Origin of the sequence: Brachyspira intermedia PWS/A (assembly GCF_000223215.1) — a bacterium.
GTDB lineage: Bacteria > Spirochaetota > Brachyspiria > Brachyspirales > Brachyspiraceae > Brachyspira > Brachyspira intermedia.
In genome coordinates, this window is record NC_017243.1 from 2,169,351 (window position 1) to 2,192,857 (window position 23,507).

22 protein-coding genes and 1 pseudogene are annotated in these 23,507 nt (G+C 27.1%); 16 read left to right on the plus strand and 7 right to left on the minus strand.

The features are described from left to right. The first annotated feature begins 85 nt into the window (after positions 1 to 85). From mutL to hprK, 11 genes and pseudogenes are all read left to right on the plus strand, one after another. Positions 86 to 1,945 carry a DNA mismatch repair endonuclease MutL gene (gene mutL / locus BINT_RS09350; RefSeq protein ID WP_041177622.1) on the plus strand — a complete coding sequence of 620 codons (1,860 nt, stop codon included), beginning with the start codon at positions 86 to 88 and terminating at the stop codon, positions 1,943 to 1,945. A 105-nt stretch (positions 1,946 to 2,050) separates the two neighbouring features. Next, positions 2,051 to 2,922: pseudogene (locus tag BINT_RS09355) on the plus strand (Rpn family recombination-promoting nuclease/putative transposase). A gap of 308 nt (positions 2,923 to 3,230) precedes the next feature. Beyond that, entirely contained in the window at positions 3,231 to 4,742 is a 1,512-nt protein-coding gene (locus BINT_RS09360) for an ankyrin repeat domain-containing protein (protein WP_014488331.1), read from the plus strand. A 973-nt stretch (positions 4,743 to 5,715) separates the two neighbouring features. Continuing rightward, positions 5,716 to 6,465 (plus strand): uracil-DNA glycosylase, encoded by a 750-nt coding sequence (locus BINT_RS09365; RefSeq protein WP_014488332.1) that lies wholly within the window; start codon positions 5,716 to 5,718, stop codon positions 6,463 to 6,465. A gap of 72 nt (positions 6,466 to 6,537) precedes the next feature. After that, entirely contained in the window at positions 6,538 to 7,296 is a 759-nt protein-coding gene (locus BINT_RS09370; protein ID WP_014488333.1) for an ankyrin repeat domain-containing protein, read from the plus strand. A 66-nt stretch (positions 7,297 to 7,362) separates the two neighbouring features. Beyond that, positions 7,363 to 8,199: a hypothetical protein gene (locus BINT_RS09375; protein ID WP_041177377.1), complete on the plus strand. Its 837-nt coding sequence runs from the start codon at positions 7,363 to 7,365 to the stop codon at positions 8,197 to 8,199. Positions 8,200 to 8,273: 74 nt separating this feature from the next. Next, positions 8,274 to 11,564 carry a DUF4132 domain-containing protein gene (locus tag BINT_RS09380; RefSeq protein ID WP_014488335.1) on the plus strand — a complete coding sequence of 1,097 codons (3,291 nt, stop codon included), beginning with the start codon at positions 8,274 to 8,276 and terminating at the stop codon, positions 11,562 to 11,564. Then, positions 11,557 to 12,867, plus strand: a complete 1,311-nt coding sequence (rpoN, locus tag BINT_RS09385; protein WP_014488336.1) for an RNA polymerase factor sigma-54 — start codon at positions 11,557 to 11,559, stop codon at positions 12,865 to 12,867. The genes BINT_RS09380 and rpoN overlap by 8 nt, the downstream gene beginning before the upstream one ends. Before the next feature lie 16 nt (positions 12,868 to 12,883). Further along, the gene (hpf, locus tag BINT_RS09390) at positions 12,884 to 13,660 is read left to right on the plus strand and encodes a ribosome hibernation-promoting factor, HPF/YfiA family (RefSeq protein WP_014488337.1); all 777 of its coding nucleotides are present in this window, start codon (positions 12,884 to 12,886) and stop codon (positions 13,658 to 13,660) included. A 40-nt stretch (positions 13,661 to 13,700) separates the two neighbouring features. Then, the gene (locus tag BINT_RS09395) at positions 13,701 to 14,165 is read left to right on the plus strand and encodes a PTS sugar transporter subunit IIA (RefSeq protein WP_014488338.1); all 465 of its coding nucleotides are present in this window, start codon (positions 13,701 to 13,703) and stop codon (positions 14,163 to 14,165) included. Further along, on the plus strand, positions 14,165 to 15,130 hold the full coding sequence (gene hprK / locus BINT_RS09400; RefSeq protein ID WP_014488339.1) for an HPr(Ser) kinase/phosphatase: 966 nt from the start codon (positions 14,165 to 14,167) through the stop codon (positions 15,128 to 15,130). The genes BINT_RS09395 and hprK overlap by 1 nt, the downstream gene beginning before the upstream one ends. Here hprK and BINT_RS09405 read toward each other — a convergent pair. Then, a complete protein-coding gene (locus tag BINT_RS09405) occupies positions 15,124 to 15,462 on the minus strand; it encodes a hypothetical protein (RefSeq protein ID WP_014488340.1) in 339 nt (112 codons plus the stop codon). The two genes, hprK and BINT_RS09405, sit on opposite strands and share 7 nt — an antisense overlap. 14 nt (positions 15,463 to 15,476) lie before the next feature. Further along, positions 15,477 to 16,379: a 16S rRNA (cytosine(1402)-N(4))-methyltransferase RsmH gene (gene rsmH, locus BINT_RS09410; protein WP_014488341.1), complete on the minus strand. Its 903-nt coding sequence runs from the start codon at positions 16,377 to 16,379 to the stop codon at positions 15,477 to 15,479. 142 nt (positions 16,380 to 16,521) lie between these two features. Between rsmH and BINT_RS09415 the strand changes: the two genes are divergently transcribed. The 3 genes from BINT_RS09415 to BINT_RS09425 all read left to right on the plus strand — a co-directional run bounded on the left by BINT_RS09415 (position 16,522) and on the right by BINT_RS09425 (position 17,551). Continuing rightward, positions 16,522 to 17,052: an HdeD family acid-resistance protein gene (locus tag BINT_RS09415; RefSeq protein WP_014488342.1), complete on the plus strand. Its 531-nt coding sequence runs from the start codon at positions 16,522 to 16,524 to the stop codon at positions 17,050 to 17,052. 79 nt (positions 17,053 to 17,131) lie between these two features. Then, positions 17,132 to 17,350, plus strand: a complete 219-nt coding sequence (locus BINT_RS09420) for a (2Fe-2S)-binding protein (protein ID WP_014488343.1) — start codon at positions 17,132 to 17,134, stop codon at positions 17,348 to 17,350. A 21-nt stretch (positions 17,351 to 17,371) separates the two neighbouring features. Continuing rightward, entirely contained in the window at positions 17,372 to 17,551 is a 180-nt protein-coding gene (locus tag BINT_RS09425) for a (2Fe-2S)-binding protein (RefSeq protein WP_014488344.1), read from the plus strand. A 67-nt stretch (positions 17,552 to 17,618) separates the two neighbouring features. Here the strand turns inward: BINT_RS09425 and BINT_RS09430 are convergent, their stop codons facing one another. From BINT_RS09430 to kdsA, 5 genes are all read right to left on the minus strand, one after another. Beyond that, positions 17,619 to 18,536: a transketolase family protein gene (locus BINT_RS09430; protein ID WP_014488345.1), complete on the minus strand. Its 918-nt coding sequence runs from the start codon at positions 18,534 to 18,536 to the stop codon at positions 17,619 to 17,621. Positions 18,537 to 18,575: 39 nt separating this feature from the next. Further along, positions 18,576 to 19,373 (minus strand): transketolase, encoded by a 798-nt coding sequence (locus BINT_RS09435; RefSeq protein WP_014488346.1) that lies wholly within the window; start codon positions 19,371 to 19,373, stop codon positions 18,576 to 18,578. Between the two features lie 83 nt (positions 19,374 to 19,456). Next, on the minus strand, positions 19,457 to 19,840 hold the full coding sequence (locus BINT_RS09440) for a GIY-YIG nuclease family protein (RefSeq protein ID WP_041177378.1): 384 nt from the start codon (positions 19,838 to 19,840) through the stop codon (positions 19,457 to 19,459). Then, complete coding sequence (locus BINT_RS09445) at positions 19,830 to 20,510, minus strand: cytidylyltransferase domain-containing protein (protein ID WP_014488348.1); 681 nt, start codon at positions 20,508 to 20,510, stop codon at positions 19,830 to 19,832. The genes BINT_RS09440 and BINT_RS09445 overlap by 11 nt, the downstream gene beginning before the upstream one ends. 626 nt (positions 20,511 to 21,136) lie before the next feature. Then, a complete protein-coding gene (gene kdsA, locus BINT_RS09450; protein WP_014488349.1) occupies positions 21,137 to 21,952 on the minus strand; it encodes a 3-deoxy-8-phosphooctulonate synthase in 816 nt (271 codons plus the stop codon). 452 nt (positions 21,953 to 22,404) lie between these two features. Here kdsA and BINT_RS09455 point away from each other — a divergent pair, with 452 nt between their 5' ends. After that, positions 22,405 to 22,968, plus strand: a complete 564-nt coding sequence (locus BINT_RS09455) for a GNAT family N-acetyltransferase (RefSeq protein WP_041177379.1) — start codon at positions 22,405 to 22,407, stop codon at positions 22,966 to 22,968. Then, entirely contained in the window at positions 22,959 to 23,480 is a 522-nt protein-coding gene (locus tag BINT_RS09460) for a GNAT family N-acetyltransferase (protein ID WP_014488351.1), read from the plus strand. The genes BINT_RS09455 and BINT_RS09460 overlap by 10 nt, the downstream gene beginning before the upstream one ends. Positions 23,481 to 23,507: the final 27 nt, after the last annotated feature.

Here is a 23,507-nt window from a genome sequence, read left to right on the forward strand (position 1 = left end):
TTACAACTTATAACAAATATATACATTAAAACATATATATATTTGTTATATCTTTTTATTAGTTTTTATGATAAAATACAAAACTATGATTAAAAATATTATAAAATTACCGCAATCTGTGGCTAATCGTATAGCTGCAGGAGAAGTTATAGAAAGACCAGCTTCTATGCTTAAAGAATTATTAGAAAATGCTATAGATTCGGGGGCTTCAAATATAGAAGTTTCTGTGGAAGAAGCAGGTATTAAATCCATGATAGTAGAAGATGACGGTAATGGAATAAGATTCAATGAACTTCCACTAGCCATAACCCATCATGCTACAAGTAAAATACATTCTATAGAAGATTTGGACTCTATATATACTCTTGGATTTAGAGGTGAGGCTTTGGCTTCTATATCCGATGTTACAAATTTAGAAATAGTTTCAAAGAGCGTAGAAGAAAGCAATGGAGGAAAAATAGTAGTAGAAGGCGGTAAAATAATAGAACATAAACCTGCTGCTGCTTCACAAGGCACAAAAATCATAGCCAAAAATCTATTTTTTAATATTCCAGCTAGATATAAATTCTTAAAACATATTTCAAGAGAGTTTTTCTTAGTTAAAGAAGTTTTTGATATGGAAGCATTAGTTCAGCCTAAAATATCTATGAAACTTAAAAATAATGGTAAAGTTGTAAGTTCATATATAAAAGTTGATACTCTAAAAGAAAGAATAGAAAATTATCTCTCTGACAGCAATGTATTTAGAAATTTAATAGAAGTTGAAATAGAAAAAGATGATGTGTCAATATACGGTTTATTTTCAAATTCTAAAATAAGCCAATCTATGAGAAAGAATAATTTTATATTCTTAAATAACAGACCTATAGAGAATAGAGTTCTTGCCTATGCCATAAAAAATGCATATTCAAATGCTATACCTAAAGAGAGATATCCTTTCTTTTTCCTATACATAAATATAGATAGCAGTAAAATAGATGTAAATGTTCACCCAAGTAAAAAAGAAGTTAGAATAAAAAATGAAAGAGAGATTTCAGGAATACTGTATAATACTATAGTAAACAATATTAATTCCGGAAACAATTTTGATTCTGTTAATATAGAAGTTGATCTTGATAAGGATATTACCCCTACTTTTCCTATACAACAGAATAATAATTACAATACATATAATACTCCAAACTATAATACCGAATCAGCAGATGAAATAAAATACGATAATACAAGCTATTCAAATAACAGTTATAATAAAGATGATTTAAATGTAGAAAATAACAATATAAATGACAATATAATAGAAGAAAATAGTATTAATAAAGAAATAAATTTAAATAATAATAATTTTACCTACAATAATATAGAATTTGGAGAGTATACAAGGGCCATAGGACAGGTATTTTCATCATATATAGTAGCTGAACGCGGCGGAGAAATGTATATAATAGATCAGCATGCCGCTTATGAAAGACTCAATTATGAAAGAATATACAAAACTCTTATGTCAAAAAAAATAGAATATGAAAAACTCCTTATACCTTGTGAAATTGAGTACAGAGATTATGAAATTGATATTTTAAATGCATCAAAAGAATCTATAGAATCATTAGGAATAAGATTTGAATCTAATTCAAAACATAGCATTATAATAGAAGATATACCAATATACATTCCTAGAAATCAAAAAATTGAAAAAATCATAAAAGACATTTTGGATATATACATTTCAAAGGGCGACAATAATAATTTAGAAAAAGTTATAAAACATACCTGCTCTACTATATCATGCAAATATTCTCCAAAGGCTGGAGATAAACTTTCAAACAGCGATATGCAGACATTACTTGATTTGCTTGAAGAAGAAAACATACTTACAAACTGTCCTCATGGAAGACCTTTTGTATTAAGGCTATCAAAAGAATATTTAGATAAAAAATTCTTTAGATAATACGATTTTTTATTTTACTACTAATAAACTTATTAAAAAATAGCTTGTTAATTTATGATTAGAACATTAGCTTTACATTTATAGTTATTTTAGTATAATAAAGTTATGAGAAATATTAATGTTTTGAATGATTACTTTATGCGTTATATGTTTGCCAAAGAAGGACATGAGCATATTTTATTGAATTTAATTAATGCCGTAAGAACTGATTACAATCAAGAGCCTTTGAGGAAGTTAAGGTACTTAATACTTTTAATCTTAAAGAAACAATTAATGATAAACAGTCAATAGTTGATGTAAGAGCTGTCACTAAAAGCGGTGAAACTGTGTTAATAGAAATACAAAGAGTTGGAAATCAATCTTTTGTTTATAGAAGTTTATACTATTGGGCTAAAGGCTATATATCTAATTTAAGAAATAATGAAAAATATAATGATTTGAAACAAGTAATAGTAATTAATATATTAGACTTTAATTTGTTAAAAGATATAAACAAAGAACATAGCTGTTATGTAATTAAAGAACTTGAAACAAATCACATACTAACTAATCATCTAGAAATGCATTTTCTAGAATTACCTAAATATTTATCTTCAAGTTCTAAATTGACAGATAAATTATATGCTTGGTTTTATTTTTTAACAATTAAAGAAAAAAGAGAAAAAATGGAGAAAATTATGGAAATGTTAGTTAAAAAAAATCCTATAATGAAAGAAGTTTATGATGAATATAATAAATTTGTAAATACAAAAGATTTATTTGAAAATTATTCAGAATATGAGAAGAATTATTTTGATATATTGGCATTAAATGAAGAAAGAATAAAAGGGAGAGAAGAAGGTCTTAAAGAAGGCATAGAACAAGGCGAAAAAAATAAAGCAATATCTATGGCAAAAAATATGAAAGCTAGAGATATGGATTTAAATCTTATCAGTGAATTAACAGGCTTGAGTATAGAAGAAATAAAAAAATTATGAGCGTCTGCTAAATTTATTTAGCAGAGCCTTTGAGCGAATAATTTTTTATGAATATAAATAAGAAATAAAAATAAAAAATTATGAGCATATGACGAATTCAACTAAGGCATCATATACTATACCAAAGGTACGCAGAGCGAGCAAATAATTTTTTATAAAAATAAAACTATAATAAAAATTTCTTATTATAATAAACATCATTAAAAATCATAAAACAAATTCATTAATTTCATATTTAATAAAATCCATTTTAATTGACAAAGCATAATAATTAATATATAATCCAGTGGTATGCTTAGGGGGTATATATGAAAAAAGTATTTATTATATTATTCTTGTTTAATATACTTTTGTATTCTCAGACTTTAGATGAATCGTTATTTTTAGCTGTAGAAGATAATAACATAGAAGAAGTTAAATCATATTTAGCTAAAGGAGCAAATCCAAATGCTCGAAATGAATACGGTCTTACATCATTAATGACAGCTGCTGTAAGCGGAAACTATGAAATGGTTAAATTTTTATTAGAAAATGGTGCTGATATAAATACTAAAGACAATGATGGAAACACTGCGTTATATTATAATATTTGCTATGATCATTATGGAGAAGAAGAAAAACTAGAAAATGCTAAAAAAATATTTAATTTATTAATAAAATACGGTGCTGATGTAAATACTAAAGACAATGATGGAGCATCACTTCTTAATAAATCTTATAGAGCTTCAACAGCATTGGCACAAAATAGAGAAATGTTTAAAGTATTAGTAGAAAATGGTTTTGACTTAGAATCAAGAATAAAGGCTGGGGAGCATTCTCCTGATGATTATGATTATACTCCTTTAATGATAGCAGCTTTAAGAAATGACTATGATATGGTTAAATTTTTAGTTGAAAAAGGTGCCGATGTAAATGCTAAAACACATTATAGTTCTGAATATAGCTCAGTAGTAACTCCTCTATTACTCTCATTAGATGATGAACATATTGAATCTAGATATGATGAAAATTCATCTGTTGCAGAATATTTAATAAATAATGGTGCTGATATAAATGTAACAAATGAGGATGGAGAGACACCTTTAATGTATGCTTCCAAACTTCATAATATAAAAGTGGTAGAACTTCTAATACAAAAAGGGGCAAATATAAATGCTTTCGATAATTATGGAAATACAGCCTTAATATATGGTGTAAATAATTTAGAAACAGTAAAATTATTAGTGGAAAATGGTGCAGATGTAAACTTTTATAAAGGAGGGAGTACTGCTTTAATATCAGCATGTGAGTATAGTCATGAAAGAAATATAGATGTAATAAAATATTTAGTTTCAAAAAATGCCAATATAAATGCCCAAGATAATAAAGGAGACACAGCTTTAAATAAAACTCTTGATACTTCAGATGAAGGAAGTATTGATATACTAGACTTTGAAATAGCTAATTTTTTAATAGAGCAAGGTGCTGATGTAAACATAAAGAATAAACGAGAATATACTCCTTTGATATATCTTGGTATGGGTGAAGGTAATTTTAATAATAAAAGTTTTCAGGAATATCGTATAGAATTAGCTGAAGTTTTATTAGAAAAAGGTGCAGATATTAATGCTCAAGATTATAATGGATACACTTCTTTAATTTGGGCTTGTGCATCATCAGGATCAAGATTTGCTGAACCATTTGTTAAATTTCTAGTAGAAAAAGGAGCCGATGTAAATATAGAAGATGACCATGGAGATACTGCTTTAGATATAGCAGAAGATCTTAAACTTAGAAAAATTGCAGGTATTCTAAAAAAAGCTCAAAGAAATAGAAAGTAAATTTTATTTAAATAAATTAAAATCTTCATTATAAAATTGATATAATTTATAATGAAGATTTTTTTAATATGATTAATTATATAATAATTCTGTAATATATACCTAAACAATTATATTTTGTCAAAAATAAAGTTATATTTTCTTTTTTATATTTGTGGCTTTGCTTCGAAGCACACAGTCGTTCCATACTCTACTTCTTTTGCGACCGTAGGAAGTGCCTGTGGCGTGCCACAAAGAAGCTATATCCTCGATAAACTCGGATACGCTTCGCGAAAGGCTACATTTGGGCTTTAATTTAATAAATTATCTTACATGTAAGACAACTTTAACATGATTTAGTACTAATTTTATACTTGCACTTTCGCAAAGCGTGCCTGCGGCAGCAACTTTGACGAAGTCCGCCTCGCTGTGCGTGCCTTCGGCAGGCGTGCGGCGGGAAAAAGTTGAATAAAAAATGACAAACTCTAAAATTTTCAGTATATACCTAAACAATTATATTTTGTCAAAAATAAAATTATATTTTCTTTTTTATATTTGTGGCTTTGCTTCGAAGCACACAGTCGTTCCATACTCTACTTCTTTTGCGACCGTAGGAAGTGCCTGTGGCGTGCCACAAAGAAGCTATATCCTCGACAAGCTCGGATACGCTTCGCGAAGGGCTATATTTTAGCTTAAATTAATAACCTATCTTACATATAAAACAAAATTGGTATTATTTAGTACTAATTTTATACTTGCACTTTCGCAAAGCGTGCCTGCGGCAGCAACTTTGACGAAGTCTGCCTCGCTGTGCGTGCCTTCGGCAGGCGTGCGTCGGGAAAAAGTTGAATAAAAAAATGACAAACTCTAAAATTTTCAGTATATATACATAATCAGTTTATAAGTTAATTAATAAATAAAAAATTTTTAATAAATTCCATTTTATTGTATAATACAAATAATGTTTTAAAAATGATATTTAGGATTTATTAATATGAATAAAATAGAAAGCTATTTTTTACAGCAGAATAAAATAAAATTCTCAAATGTAGTTTGCTCTCAGCATAATAAAAAAATAATATTAAGAAATCCAAAAAAAGCAGTAAAAAAAGAAGAAAAAGATATTAAAGATGAAGGTATTGAATTAATGAAAGAAATACATAATGAAGAATTAAAAAAGATATACAGCGAAGTAGAAAAATGCATGAAATGTGAGGCTTTATGTAATAGCAGATTAAATGTTGTATTTGGAAGAGGAGATGAAGAACCTGATATAGTATTTGTCGGAGAGGCACCTGGAGCTGACGAGGATAAACAAGGACTTCCATTTGTAGGAAGAGGCGGAAAATTATTGGATAAATGGATTGAAAGAATGAATATCAATAATAAAAAATACTATATTATGAATGCTTTAAAATGCCGTCCTCCTGAAAATAGAGACCCTTTGCCTGAAGAAAAATCTAATTGCAGAGATTATTTTGTAAATCAATTAAAAATACTTAATCCTAAAATAATATGTGCATTAGGACGTCATGGTTTTGGTAATTTAATAGATTTTGATTTGAAAACACCTTTTGGAAAAGCTAGAAATAAAGTTCATTACTACAATAATAATGGAAAAGATGTGCCTGTAATAGCAACTTATCACCCTGCTTATATTTTAAGGAATCAAAAAGAGGAAGATAAAGTTATATCCGATTTAGAGTTTATGCTTAGCGAATTAGAAAAAATTGAAAATAATTAAAATAATTTTTATAATAGGAGTCTGCTATTGAAGAAATATTTTATTTTAATGTTAATAATATACCAATGTCTAATGCCTAATTCATTCGACAATATAATAGATGCATCCGATTATCAAACTTATGAAAATATAGAGTATTCCAATATTCCCAAAAAGCCTACTATATTTGATTATATAAATCATAAAAATGAATTATCTGATATTATAGAAAGAATAAATAAATATTTGGATAATAATGGAGATATAAACGCTGTAAATAAAAATGGTAATACTCTTCTTATGGAAGCTGTAGCTATAGGATACTATGATTTAGCTGATTATTTAGTAGAAAAAAAAGCTGATATATCTATAACTAATGCTAATGGAGAGAATGCTTTAATACTTTCCGCACATTATCCATATATAATGAATCTTCTTATAAATAACAATGCTGATATAAATACTGCTGACAATAATGGCAAAACAGCTTTACATTATGCATGTGAATATGGAGATTTATATTCAGTAAAACTTCTTATAAAAAGCGGTGCTGATATTAATAAAAAAGATATATTAGGAAAAACTATTCTTATGTATGCAGTTGAAAATGAACATCTTTTATTAATAAAGTATTTAGTTGAAGATTTACAAGTTGATATTAATGAAAAAGATGATTGGGGTCAAAATGCCATGTTTTATGCCACAAAAATAGATATAGCAAGATACCTTATTTATAATGATATGAATTATACAGATGTTAACTCAATAGGTTTGAAGCCTTATGAAGTTATGAAATATAACGGCTATATAAATGTATCAAATTATCTGCAAAAGTTAGAAAAAAGGAGATAACTGATAAAAAATACCTTTAAGTATTTTTTTATAAACCGAGAATATTTACAGTATATTGGAGTTTATATGAATATCAAGGTTATTTTACTATTTATTACTATAAATATGCTTCTTTTTCCTCAATATCTGTCTTTAACTAATAATAATATATTAGTTAATATAGGTGAAGGAAGAGTTGACTATACTACATATACGATATATGCAGATGCAACAGCCGATTTTGTTACAGATACTCGCTTACACCCTGAAGCATTATTAATATTGCAGCAGCAGGCTGAAGAAGAAACTATGAAAACTTTATACGACACATTAGGAAATATACCTATAGACAGTGAAGATAATATATACAGCATAATAGAAGAAAATAGATTATTGAAAGAAAAAGTAGTAAATTCTATAAATAATGCTAGATTAGTAGGTATATCATACCCTACAAGAACAAGCGTTAAAGTACTTATGGCATTGGATATTATAACAAATAATCTTATGTCAGATTTAATAAATAACATACATATATACAAACCTGAACCTATAGTAACATATTTTGATGCCGGTACAGATTATGACAGCCTTGTTATAGATGCTAGAGGCGTAGGTTTTAAGCCTTCATTATTTCCTACAGTATATGATGAAGATGGTAATGAAATATATAGTTTAGCTTATATAAATAAAAACATTGCTTCTACAAATGGATATATTACATATTCTACAAATTCTTTCCTTACTAATCAGAATATGACAAATACAATAGGAAAAAAACCTTATAACATTGTAGCATGGAGATCCAGAGGCAGACTTTCAAGCGATTTAGTTATAGGAAATGAGGATGCAAGTATAATTATGAGCAGCCCTAACCTAAAAAATGCTATAAAAAATTGTAAAGTTGTATTTATAATAGATTAATTTATTATATTTTTATTATTCATTTTTTTTCAAAATATGGTATAGTATCTATTATATTTTTAGGGTTATTTCTTATGAGTATTATAGATAGTTATATAGATGATATTTTTAAAAATCATCCGTATAAAGATGATATAAAAAAATATGTCAATAATGAAAATGACAATATAAATTTCGATACTGAAGAAACAAACCTGACTATTTCAAATAATCGTTCGATATATTCAAATCTATTAGAGCTATATGCCAATGATAAGCAAAATGAAAGTTTAATTAGATTATTCAAAGTCATATCTATGCAAAAAATAGAAAACATATATATTTTTGAAATGCTTATCATTAATATAATATCCGGTATGAATGTAAAAGATGCATTATTAAAATGCATATCTATAAAGAAAATAAATGATTGGAACAGAGATTATAAAAAATATTCATACAATGTAAATCCTATTTCAAATGAAATAATGAATGCTAAAATTAATATACTCATTTATTATTATTATGCTGAAAAATATTTTCCAAAAGAAACCAATGAATATATGGAAAATATATGCTCATCCAATATAGATGATATTATAAATGAATACGGTGATAATATATTAATTCCATTGATGGCTTTAACTATAAAGATATATTTTGGAGATTATAGTAAAATATCTGCTATACTAGAATATTCACAGAAAGTAAATTATTTAGATTCTATAATTTCTCTTTTTATTATTGTAAATATAGATGATAATATATCAAAAAGATTCAAAGAATTAATAGAAAATAATATGCTTAGCGGAAATGAGAATTTATTTATCAGCTTAGCATATATGATAAAATTATTTTTCCTAACAAGAAAGAATTATAGTGAAAAATTTAAAAATAAAAGTTTTGATGATTTCATATATGATCTTGTAGATTTTAATATACCAAAATATTTCATCTTCCTTATAAAATATTTGGATACCAATTTATCAATTAATTCAAATAAAGTATTTGAAGGGATAAAGAATTTATACAGCAAAGACAAAGAATCATTTTATAAACTTTATGATATATTAAAAAAAGTTGAAATACCATACATTATAGAAATGAAATCAGTATTAAATTGTGTTCTTTTGAATGCTAAAGATGATAATGCTGATGTTACAGTTCTTGATAACAGCATAGATTATTTCATAGGAAACATTAAAAAAGAATTAGAAAAAATATATGATATAAAATCTGATAATATATTTGAATTATTAGAAAATGAAAATATAGATAAATATGATTTGTCTGTTAATCTCAGCAATGAATTAATATTTACAACAAAAATCGTAGTTCTTATGTATGATTATAATGAAAAGGCAAGAAAAATTGTTCGTGCTTTACTTAAATCATTGCCTTATAATTTAGCTATACCATTGATGATTAAAGATAGAAAAGAGTTCTATGATATTAAATTAAAAGAGATACTTGATTATTTGCAAGGGTATGATTTAGATTTGAAAGATTTAATAATAACGTATCTATACACCTACCCTATTTATATTTTCAGCACAAAATATATATTAAAACTAGTTACTAAAAATGCTGATTATACAGTAGAAATGTTCCATGATAAAACATTTTTGAAAGCAGCTTCATATAAAAGTTATGCTCTAATAGATTTCTTAGAACTTCTATACAAAAAAGATAAAGCAGGATTCACAAACTATTCTGCAATTTGTTATGTACTGCATTTAAAAAATAAAGAGATAATAAACTGTGCTTTAAGTTTGATAGAAGAAGATGAATACAATTCTAGAGCTTATGTTGAAAATAGTATACATGCCTATAGAGAAGATGTACAGTTTGAATTGAAAAAGATAATAAAAAAATGGAATTACAGAAGAAAAGGATTTAAGTTCAAAACTTTAGATGATATAAATCAGTATATTGATGATTATTATGAAGAAAGTTACGAACATTTAATTGACTTTATAGATGAATCTTTAATATCTGATGTAGTTTTAAGAAGTGATAAGAATACTAAAGTTCCTGTAAAAATTATTAAATATATACTTTTAGAATATATGCTTCTTAAAGAACCTTATAGAATAAAAGATATAGACAGAATGATAGATTTATTCGATATGAATTCCATAAGAAGTACATTTGAAAACGTATATAAATATTGGACTGATAATAATTGCGAAGAAAGCAAAAAGAATATCATTCTACCTTATTGTATTTATGCTGATTATAGCCAGATAGTAAATTTATATGATAAAATAGAATATTGGCAGGAGAACTTTCAATCATCTTTAGCAGCATATATAATACCTGCAATAGCAATGAACGGTGAAAAATTTGCATTGATGATAATAAACAATATTATATATACTTCTAATAATAAAGTAGTAAAAAATGCTGCAATAGGTTCTTTTGAAAAGGCAGCAGAATGTTTGAATATACCTATTGATAATTTATTTGATAAAGTTCTTCCTAATTTAGGTTTTAATGTAGAGAGAAATAAAGTTATCAATTATGGAAAGCAACAATTTACACTTCAGTTGTTAAGCGATTCATATTTAGAAATAATCGATAATGAAAATCATAAAATATTAAAAGAACTTCCCGATGCTATAGATGGAGATGATGAAATAAAAGTAACAGAAGCCAAAAAAGATTTAATACATATAAGAAATTCATTAAGAGCTATAATAGCATATCAAACAGATAAACTAAAAAAAGTAATGTTTAATGCAAGAAAATGGGATTATGAAACTTTCTTTGAAGTATTTGTAGAGAATCCCGTTATGCAGTATTTTACTCTGGCATTTGTTTGGGGTGTATATGATGAAGATAACAATTTAATAGAATGCTTCAGATATATGGAAGATGGTTCCTTAATTTCAATAGATGAAGATTTATATGAGCTTCCTAAAAATATAAAATATTATATAAGTTTATATCATCCTATTGATCAAGATGAAGATTATCAAAAAGTTTGGACTTATCAATTAGAGCTTTATGAAATAAATCAGCCTATAGAACAAATAAAAATAAAAAGATATATATTAAATGACAATGACGTTGAAAATGATTCTATAATATCTTTAAAAGGTCAGAAATTATCATTAGAATATATGGAAAAATTATCCAAAGAGTTGGATATGAAAACAGAATATTTTGATGAGTATGTATCTTACTATATGGCAGATAATGTTTTAAAAATAATATGCGAAATTAACTGCAGTATATCTGATGAAGACATGATAATAGATAGTATAAAATTTTATGAATTAGAAAAATATAATAAATTTGGCAGAGTAATTTCTCCTTTTGATATAGAAAAAAGATTTATTAGTACAATGATTTATTATTTATCTTTAGGTTTTTATGATTAATAATTCTTTATCAGCAAATACTTCTATAAGAACTGCAATAAAAAATGATTTAAGACTCAATTATCAAACTAGAGTATGGCTTGATGTTATATCATTACCTGCTATAGAGCTTAAAGAAAAGATACAAAAAGCAATGGAAGAAAATCCATTTTTGGAATATGATTTCAATGATAATTATTCAAAGTCTTCTTCTTCAAAAGCATCAAGCGATATTAATTCTATAATAGAAAACACAATAGAAAATAATAAAGAAAGTTTATTTTCTCATTTAAAAAGTCAAATAGATATTACCTTTGATGATAAAAAAGAAATAGAACTTGCAGAGCAAATATGCAGTTTTATAAATGAAGACGGATATTTAACCATTGAAAGCGGAGAGATATCAAATATATTAAATGCAGATATAAAGCAAATAGATAAAATAATTTCTATAATAAAAACATTTGATCCTTACGGGGTTGCTGCTAAAAATATCAATGAATGTCTTTCCATACAATTAAAGATGAAAAAAAAAGAAGCTGATGACAAAGAGATATATGATACAGCAATAAACATTGTAGAAAATTATTTAGATGAATTATCAAAAAAGAATTATGAGAAAATAGCTTTAAATTTAAATATAGAAGTAAATACAGTATTAAAGGCTTTAAAATTAATACAAACATTAGAACCCTACCCTGCAAGAGAATATGATACATCATCTGTTAAATATATAGTACCTGAATTATTTATTTTTAAAGAAAATGAAAATTGGATTGTAAAAACAGATGAAACTTTTATCCCCCACTTGAAAATTAGCAAAAAATATATTAAACTATTAGATAGAGAGGAAAGTAAAGATAACATAAACTTCTTAAAAGAAAAAAAGAAAGAAGCTGAAAGCCTTATAAATGCATCTAATGATAGAAAAAAAACTTTATTAAAAATAGGCGAAGCTCTGCTTAAATTTCAGATAAATTTCTTTGAGTATGGAAAAGAGTTTATGAAGCCATTAACTTTGAAAGATATGTCTTTGGAGGTGAATTTAAGCGAATCTACTATAAGCAGAATAGCTAATGGCAAGTATCTTAACACTGTTTGGGGTACATTTTCTATAAAATATTTTTTCTCTAGAGCTGTAAATGGCGGGCTTGGTTCTAGAGGCGTTAAAGAAATTATAAAAAGAATTATAGAAAACTCTCAGGCAAAACTAAGTGATGAAAAAATCCGACTCATACTTAAAAGCGAAGGTATTGATATTTCGAGAAGAACCGTAGCTAAATATAGAAAAAGTATGAATATTTTTTCATCAAGAAACAGATAAAACAAAAGGAGATTTTATGCATCAAAATATCATTGGAAAGAACGTAAGAATCACTAAAAATGTTAGAGAACATATAGCAAATAAGATGCAAAATATCAAAATACATGCTGATAGAATAATAGACGCCAATATTATCTGCGACTATATGCATGGTGAATATACTGTACAAGGCACTATAGCTTTCGGTAAAAAAGTATTTCATGATAAAGAAAAAGAAAAAGATTTATATGTAGCAATAGATGCTATGTTTCAAAAGATAGAAAGAGAAATAAGAAAATCAAAAGAAAGAAATATAGACAGAAGCCAAAGAGCTGTTGTAGATAAATCAGTACAGGCAGATGAAGATGATGATGCTTATTCAATCAATTCTGTAGGAATATACGAAAAACCTTTAGATGAGCTTGATGCTGTATTACACTTTAATAGCGATAAAAAACCTTATATGGCTTATTTACCTATTAAACAAGGTGAAGATTTATTCAGCATAAAAATAGGAAAATTCCCTGTATTCTTGTTTAAAGGCAATGACAATAAAGTACTTGAAGTATACAATAAAGATGAAGAATATTGGAACATCGATGAAGTTAGTGTAACTCCTGATAATCATATAGATGCAAGTAAAAGCGAAAATTATTTGATAAAAGAATACAATGTAAGTGAAGCTGTAAATTATCTTACAGAAAATGCTGATAAAAAATTTGTTGTTTATATAAGCAGCATAACAGAACAAGCAGAGGCTTTATATAAAGAATCTGATAATTCATTTGTTCTAATAAGAATGTTTGATATTTAATTTATTTATTATATAATTAACCATTTTGGAGGGTTTGATAATGAGTTTGATAGATTACATAAATAAAGATTCCATAATGATAGATGTTCAGGAAACTGACAAAGAGCGTCTTCTCTCTAAAATGGTTGAGCGATTAGATGAATGCAAATTACTCGTCAGTAAAGATGATGCTGAACATGCTATTATGGCTAGAGAACAATTAATGAGTACCGGAGTTGGTAATGGTATAGCAATACCTCATGCTAAAACAGATGCTGTAAAAAGTATTGTACTTAGTGTGGCAACTATAAAAAATGGTATAAATTATAAATCTGTAGATAAGAAAAAAGTATTTGCAGTTTTTATGCTTCTAGCCCCAAAAACTTCAGCAAGTGAAAATTTAAAAGTGCTTACTGCAATAGCTAAAATATTAAGAGACAATCCTCATTTCTTGGAAAAACTTATAAATGTTGAAAAACCTGAAGAGATTATGGAACTCATTGCTAAAGAGGAAATGAAAATATAATGTCTAAAATAAGCGTATCTAAATTCTTAGAACTTAATGAATTAAGAAATAATACTCTCAAAATAAGACGTTTAACAGGTCTTATAGGAATGGAAAATAGTATAATAGGCTATGATATAAATAGACCTGGTATGGCTTTGTTTAAATATTTCAAAGATTTTGCATATGAAAGAATACAAATATTAGGAAAGGGTGAAGCTAATTACATAATAACCCTAGATGAAGAAAATAAAATAGATGTATTTGAAGAAATGCTTAGTTACAAAATACCTATATGCATATTCACTTACAATATAACTCCTCCTGAATCATTCATAGAAATAGCTAAAAAAAATAATATATGTGTAATAATAAGCGAATTAAAAACATCAGATATGATTAGAGGTATAGAATCCCTAATAGAAGAAGAATTTGTTGAATCTTTCACTATACATGGCGGACTTGTAGAAGTTTTCGGTGTAGGAGTTTTAATTTTAGGTAAAAGTGGAGTTGGAAAGAGTGAGGCTACTTTAGAGCTTATATCAAAAGGACATAGACTTATATCAGATGATACAGTTGAATTTAAAAAATTAAAAGATGGTAGAATAATTGGAAGAAAAAACGAATATATAAAGCATAACATGGAAGTACGAGGAATTGGAGTAGTAGATATAAGCAGACTTTCAGGTATGAGTGCCATCAGAGATAAAAAAAGACTTGATTTAATAATAGAACTTGAACATTGGAAAGATAATGAACAATATGATAGAATGGGATTAATCGATAAAACTTATAATATATTAAATACTGAAGTGCCTTATCAAAAGATTCCTGTTCGTTCCGGAAGAAATGTATGCATACTTATAGAAACCGCTGCTAAAAACTATAGACTAAAGCAGATGGGATATAATAGTGCTAAAGAATTAGATAAGGCATTAATAGCACAAATAGAAAAGAAGAGAACAGATTCTACAAATAATTATTGATTGTTATTATTTTGATCTTCTATTTTTAGATAAAGTATATCATTTTTATCGCCGCTTACAGAAGTAAATCCGTTTATTATAGCTGTTTCTATAAATCTATTAGGAGATGAATATTCTGCTTCCTCTGCACTAAGAACTTTAACTTCCTTTTCTAAACGTTCTATTTCATTATCTAATTTTGATAATTCTATAAGTATTTCATTAGCTTTAACATTCCTAGCAAATGTAAAAATACTTATCACTATAACAAATAATATAATAACTATAAAAAGAGAACCTATAGAATAAGTTTTCTTTTCATTTTTATCTATATTTTGCTTATTTTCATTCATATTTATCTCCAAAATTACAGCTTTTGAGCTATTCTCATCTTAGCACTTCTGCTTGCAGGATTAGATTTTATTTCTTCATTTGTCGGAAGTTTAACTTTATTATTTAGAAGTTTAAATATACCATCTTTATTCTTAGTTTTCTCATTTTCTTTAAAAAATCTCTTTATTATCCTATCTTCTAAAGAATGATAGCTCATTACCACAACTACCCCATTGGGTTTAAGTATAGAAGGTATATTTGATATTGATTTTTCAAGTATATTAAGCTCATCATTAACTTCTATTCTTATAGCCTGAAAAACTAAAGTTGCAGGGTGAATTTTACCGTATCTTTGAGATTTATCAGTATTATGAAATATTATATTTTCTAATTCTCTTGATGTTTCTATTTTTCTTCTATTTCTTTCTTTTATTATAACATTAGCCATTTTTCTAGCATTGCTTATTTCTCCGTAATCTCTAAATATTCTCTCCAATTCTTCTTCGCTATATCCGTTTATAACATCATAAGCACTTTTTTCATTGAGTCCAAGCCTCATATCAAGTCTTACATTATCTTTAAAAGAAAAGCCTCTTTCAGCTTTTTTGAAATGAAATAAAGACACACCCAAATCATAAAGCATAAAATCAACATTTCCAATTATACTATCATCAAGTTCTTCTATCATCTTATCATAAGTATTATTATAGTAATGGAACTTGTCATAATTTTTAAGTCTTTTTTTAGCTATTTCAAGAATGGCTGAATCTCTTTCAAAACTATGAACTTCAAGATTTAAATCGAGCATTGCCTTAGTATGTCCGCCCTCTCCTAATGTGGCATCAATGGCTATTTTAGCATTCTCTGGTATGAAGCTCAAAACTTCTTTAAGCATAACAGGTGTATGCACTATCTCTAATTCTTCATTATTATCCATTTGTAAATATTATCGGAACAATTAACATTAAAATAATTTCAATAAAAAATTAATTTAAAAATACTACAGATTTTTATATTGATTTTTTTATACATTTTATTATCATATATAGATTAATATTTATAAATAAAGGAGTTTTTATATGGGAAAATTAGGAAGAGTTCTATGGCTCATTTTTGGCATTCTATTAATAATATCAGGAATAGCTACATTATTTAATCCAATAGAAACCGTTTTGATGTTAGCTTATATAATAGGATTTTTAACAATATTCTCTGGAATAAGTGCTATATTCTATTACTTTAGTTTAAGAGATAAATCAGGTTCTACCTTAATTTTATTAGATGGTATAGTATCAACAATATGTGGTATTATAATTATTTCTAATTTACAAATAAGCGGTGCATTTGTACCTTATATGGCTGCTTTCTTTGTAATAGTAAGAGGAGTTGTTGCAATATCTTCTTCTATTGAACTTAAGAAGTTCGGATATAATCAATGGGGTCTTTCTATGTTCAGCGGAATACTTACTTTGATTGCAGGGATAATTTTAACTTTCAATCCTATACTCGGTGCTGTTTATGTTAGTGTTGTACTTGGATTAGCTTTAATACTATATGGTATAATAACATTACAATTATGGTTCGCTTTCGGTAAATTCTTTAAAATATAAAATTATACCGATAAAGATGTATTGATTTTATTTACTAATATTGTTAAAATAAATCAATTATTAATATGGGAGAAAATTTATGTTTGAAAAGAATTTAAATAGCACTATATGCTTTTGTAAAAATATAAAATATAAAGAAGTTATTGATGCAATTAAAGAAAATAACTATACAACATTAGAAGAAGTTATGCATCATACAAAAGCCGGCATTACCTGCTGGAGCTGTAGAGGAGATATCAAAGATTTATTAGAAGAGTACAAAAAAACTGGAAAAATATTAAGTATAAAAAATCAATAATAAAAATCGGAGATATATACATTGACAAATAATGATTTTATATGCAAATGTAAAGAACTTTCTCTTGAAGAGATAAAATCTTTAGAAAAAGAATACGGTATAAAAACATTAAAAGAACTTGTACAACATACCAAAGCAGGAACAGAATGTGGTGGATGCCGAAATAAATTGAAAGAAATATTTAAATTCAATTTAAAATAATGTTATTAACATATAAAAAGGAGGGTATTAAAAAATACTCTCCTTTTTATTATAATTAAATCATTAATTATTTAAAAGTATCATAAATAGCCTTTGCATTAAGACCATATTTATTAATAAGCTCTTCAACCGTTCCTGATTCGCCGAAAGTATCTTTTATACCTACTCTTATAAGTTTAGCAGGATATTCATCAGTTAAAACTTCAGATATAGCAGAACCAAGTCCGCCTATTATAGAATGCTCTTCAACACTAATAAGTTTTTTATGTTTCTTAGCCATCTCAACAACAATTTCTCTGTCTATAGGCTTTATAGTATGAACATCAACAACAGTAACAGATATTCCGTCTTTTTCAGCCATTTGAGCAGCCTCTAAAGCCTCTGATACCACTATTCCACAAGCAAATATACATACATCTTTACCTTCTCTAAGAACATTAGCTTTTCCTATTTTGAAAGGTGTATCCTCTTTTGTTATTATATTAGTAGCAGGTCTAGCCATTCTTAAATAGCATGGTCCGTCATATTCAGCAGCGGCAAATACAGCTTTTTCAGCCTCAACAGCATCGCAAGGTACAATAACTATCATATTTGGTATAGAACGCATTAAAGATATATCTTCAATACTTTGATGGCTAGCACCGTCTTCACCAACTGATATACCAGAATGAGTAACTGCAACTTTAACATTTAATTTAGGATAGCAAATAGAGTTTCTAATAATTTCAAAAGCTCTTCCTGCTCCGAACATAGCAAAAGTAGAAGCAAAAGGGATTTTTCCTTCAATAGCAAGTCCTGCAGCAGCTCCCATCATATTTTGTTCAGCTATTCCCATATTAAAAAATCTATCAGGGAAAGCAGATTTAAAAAGTTTTGTCATAGTAGAACCAGATAAATCAGCGTCTAAAACTACAACATTTTTATTTATTTCTCCAAGGCGTTTCAAAGCCTCACCATAAGCATTTCTTATTGCCTTTTTTTCCATAGTAATTATTCCTTAATATTTTATACTTAAAAATTTTAATTAATCAAGTTTATTCAACTCTTCCATAGCCTTTTCATATTCTTCTTTGTTAGGAGCTTTTCCATGCCAGCCTACATTATTTTCCATAAATGATACGCCTTTACCTTTAACTGTTTGAGCAATTACACATTTAGGCTTTCCAGATACTTTTTTATTAAATACTTCTTCAAGTTCTTTTTCATTATGTCCATCAACAACATAAGTTTCAAAACCGAATGCTTTCATCTTAGCTTCTAAATCACCTAGACTCATAACTTCATCATTCTTACCATCTATCTGCAATCCGTTATGGTCTATAATAAGAGTATAATTATCAAGCTTGTAATTAGCAGCAGCCATGGCAGATTCCCAGAAAGTACCTTCCTGAGCCTCTCCATCTCCAGCTATAACAAAAACTTTAGCATCTTTTTTATCTAATTTATATCCTAAAGCAGCACCTAAAGCTATACAAACACCTTGTCCTAAAGAACCTGTAGAAGCCTCGATACATTCTAAATTCTTTTTGGAAGGGTGCCCTTGAAGTCTTGAACCTAATTTTCTATAAGTTAAAAGCTCATCTGTTGAGAAAAATCCTCTATGTGCTAATGTAGAATAAAGTACTGCAGAAGCATGTCCTTTAGACATAATAAATATATCCCTGCCGTCCATTTTTGGATTTTTAGGATCGATATTCATAATCTTAAAATATAAAGTATGCATTATCTCTACCAATGATAAAGAACCACCTATATGTCCTGAATTGGCATTATAAACCATACTTACTATATCTTTTCTTATTTGAGTATTTAAAGAAGACATAATAATTCCTTATTTAATATAATTTTTTGTTTAATGATACAATGCAAAAATATTATTGTCAAATAATATAGTTTGTTTGATAACTATTCTTTATGAAATATATTATTTATATGTTCTATATCCTTTTTACTAACACTTCTAATACTTATACTGATGTTAAGATCTTTCTTTTTATTTTTCATTTCTTTTATATAATAACTTTTAAGGAGTCTATTATTTTCTATAAACATAGTTTTTACTTTTTTATCCATAGTCTTTATATAATGCTCTACACTCAAAGCAATATTAACATTCTCAACCTTCCAAGCCGAAAGATATTTTAATGGCTTACGAAATTTTGTATAATTAGCTCCCCTACCCTTTGCGTGTTTATTAAATCTATTGACAAGATCATTAGTAATGCCTGTATAGTATGAATTATTTTCACAAAGTATTATATAGACATAATAACTTTTATTATCTTCCATTTCTTATATCGCTTATTATAGTATCAACATCTACATATATATCATTATTATATTTTTCAAAGATTTTACATACATTATTATAATCTTCAATAGTATCAACTGTAGTTCTAAGTTCAGGCATAGCAAATTCTTCTTTAACTTCAGGATTTTCTATTTTGAATTTATCAGGGTTTCTATAATGATACTGTGTGATATGCTCATGCTCAAAAGCATCTTTGGAATTATCATCGGCAATTTTTAAAGCCTCATAATTTATCACTTCCACACCGCTGCCATAAGGAAGTAAATCATAATGGCTCAAATCAGCATTTTTTTCTATATGATAATCTATAATCATATCCAATGCTTTAACACTCACCAAAGGATTATCTCCTGTAGCACGCACAACTATATCAGCATTAAACTCTTCAGCGGCTTTTCTATATCTATTTAAAACATCTTCTTCACTTCCAACAAAATAACTGCATTTCAATTTATCAAATATATTTTTAAAAGCCTCATAAGATTTTTCTTCAGTAGCTACAATTACATCATTAGCCCTTTTAGAACTTCTTAATCTTTTAATAATAAGTTCAAGCATACTATCGCAATTAGCCATAGGTTTTAATGCCTTTTGCGGAAGTCTTGTAGAACCCAATCTTGAAGCAAGTATAATAACTATCTTTTTCATATTTTTAATTAATTTTCTCCTATTCTAAATCCCTAAAATTATTCGCTCGCTCTGCGTGCCTGCGGCAAGGGCTCTGCTAAATAAATTTAGCAGACGCTCATAATTTTAGGAAATATATTTTTAAATTTATTCAACTTTTCCTGTTGCCCACCTCAAGAGGTGAACTTTGTCAAAGTTGCAAAAGCACATGTTATTTTAATATATACTGAAAATTTTTAAGTTTGTCAACCGATGCACTTTATATAGAATTATCAACTTTTTTGCCGCACACGCTCTGCGGACTTCGTCAAAGTTGCTGCCACAGGCACGCTTAGCGAAAATGCAATTGCTAGATATTAAAAAATACTTATTACATATAGGATATATCCTATATGTATACCAAAATGCAGTTGTTCGCGAAGCGTATCCGAGCCTGTAGAGGATATAGGTTCTTTTATACCAATAAAAGAACTGGGGCATGGCACGACTGTGTGCTTCGCAGCAAAGCCCCGAATATCAAAACAAAAATATAAATTTATCATTGACAAAATATAATTGTTTAGGTATATACCAAATCTGGTAAAACGTATTTAATTTAAGCAGAATATATTTTATTCAATAACTTAACAATAAATTGTATACATTAATTACAAACTCTTAACTAAATCATTGATCTTTATAACCTTAGTCCACAATTCCTCAACCTTATTCAAATCAAATATAGTGCCCGAATCTGAAGGGCTTTTATCAGGATTAGGATGCACCTCCATAAATACAGCGTCTATTCCCAAAGCAACAGCCGATTTCAATATAGCAGGTATGAACTCTCTAGCTCCTCCAGATTGTCCATTATTAGCAGAAGGCATTTGAAGTGAATGAGTAGCATCATACATAACAGGTGCATAATTTTTCATTATCTCCAAATTCTTCATATCTACAACTAAATTACCATATCCGAACATAGTACCTCTTTCACATAAAAAAAGTCTATTTTCATTGATAGCATCAGTACATTTATCAGCTATATATTTACAATCGTAACCGCTTATGAATTGTCCTTTCTTAACATTAACAGCCTTTCCAGTTTCGCATGCCGCTCTTAACATATCAGTTTGTCTGCATAAAAAAGCTGGTATCTGCAAAAAGTCAACATATTTAGCAGCTTCTTCAGCATCTGTAGGAACATGTATATCTGTTAAAGTAAGAAAATTAAATTCTTTACCAACATTCTGAAGTATTTGAAGTCCTTCTTTCATTCCAAGCCCTCTGAAAGATGAAAGAGATGTTCTGTTTGCTTTATCAAAACTTCCTTTGAAAATTAATTGTATATTTAATTTATCCTTTATCTCTTTTAATTTTTTTGCTATAGTCATTGTCATTTCTTCGCTTTCTATAACACAAGGACCAGCAACAAATATTAAATCTTTATTTTTATTAGTAATGCCTTTATAATCAAAAATCATATTATATCCTTTAAAAATATAAAAATTATGTTTATATGATACAATATTAATACTTAAAGTCAATGTACTAGCTAGTATTATACAATGGTATATACCTAAACAACTATATTCTGTCAATTTTTGATTATTTTTGAATTAATTATAATTTATAAATAATATAAAATATTAAGACATAGCAGTAAAATATGTTTTAAATATGATATGAAACTACATATTTATACAATAATAAGTAATCAGCCGCACGTATAGTGGACGTTTGAAAGAGTAGGCAATACTGTGCGGAAAGCCTCCGCGAAGCGTACCCAATGGGTATAGGCGAATAGTTGACAAACTTAAAAATTTTAACTATATTCACAAATAATAAAAAATAAATCAAATATCAAAAATACTGTATTTACTTAATTCTAAAAATAGTATATAATCGGACTAAATCTAATATTGGAGTTTTTATTATGATTAAATTGATTGAAATGAAAGAAAATTTAGAAAACAGAGATTTTTATAAGCAATTATATAACGATGCTTTTCCTCCTGAAGAAAGATGGAATTTCGATATGACTTTAGAAAATAAGGATAATCATAATTATAAATTTTATGCTATATTAGATGATGATGTTCCTATAGGCTTAACTATGCTATGGGATTTGGACGATTTCAATTATGGTGAATATTTGGCAATAGATAAAAATTTAAGAGGCAAAAAATATGGTTCTGAAGTACTTACTAAAATACTAGAAATACTAAGCAATAAATTAATAGTTATAGAAGTAGAGCCTTATGATTTAAATGAAATCGCACAAAAACGCATAGAATGGTATAAAAGATTCGGACTAATACTCGCCGATCATGAATATGATATGCCTTGTATAAATGAAAATCAGGAAATATCAACTATGAAAATGAAAATAATGACAAGCAGAAAGATACAGGATAAAGAAGAGCATGACAATATCACAAAAATAATATATAATAAGGTATACAAGCCTAGATTAGATGAAATAGATAAATGGAAATAGAATTAATAGAAAGTATTGATTCTTCAAACTATAATGAAGAAATTATAAAAGACTCTTTTAATATCCGTGAAAATTGGAGTTTAAAAGAGTCTTTAAATAATAACAAAATCAAAAAAAATCTTTATGACATTAAAAAAGATAATATCCATATAGGCGTTTGCTTGTCTTGGCTTCTTGAAGAATTTACATATATAGAATATTTCGCCATAGAAAGAAAATATAGATGTATGGGTTATGGTTCTGCTGCATTGAAAAAATTAATAAAAATGTATGATAATATAATATTAGAAGTTGTGCCTGAAGATACTAATGACTTAGCATATAGGAGAGTAAATTGGTATAGATCTTTAGGCTTCTATTTATATAATGATACATATCCATATCCTTATTTTCTTGATAATGGAGAAGTTACATTTATAGATTTCAGATTAATGTCATCGAATGAACTTACAAGTTATGAATACAAAAAAATAGTTAATCTTCTTCATAAGAATATATATAATTTATATTGATTTACTAAAATATTTATACTATCATAT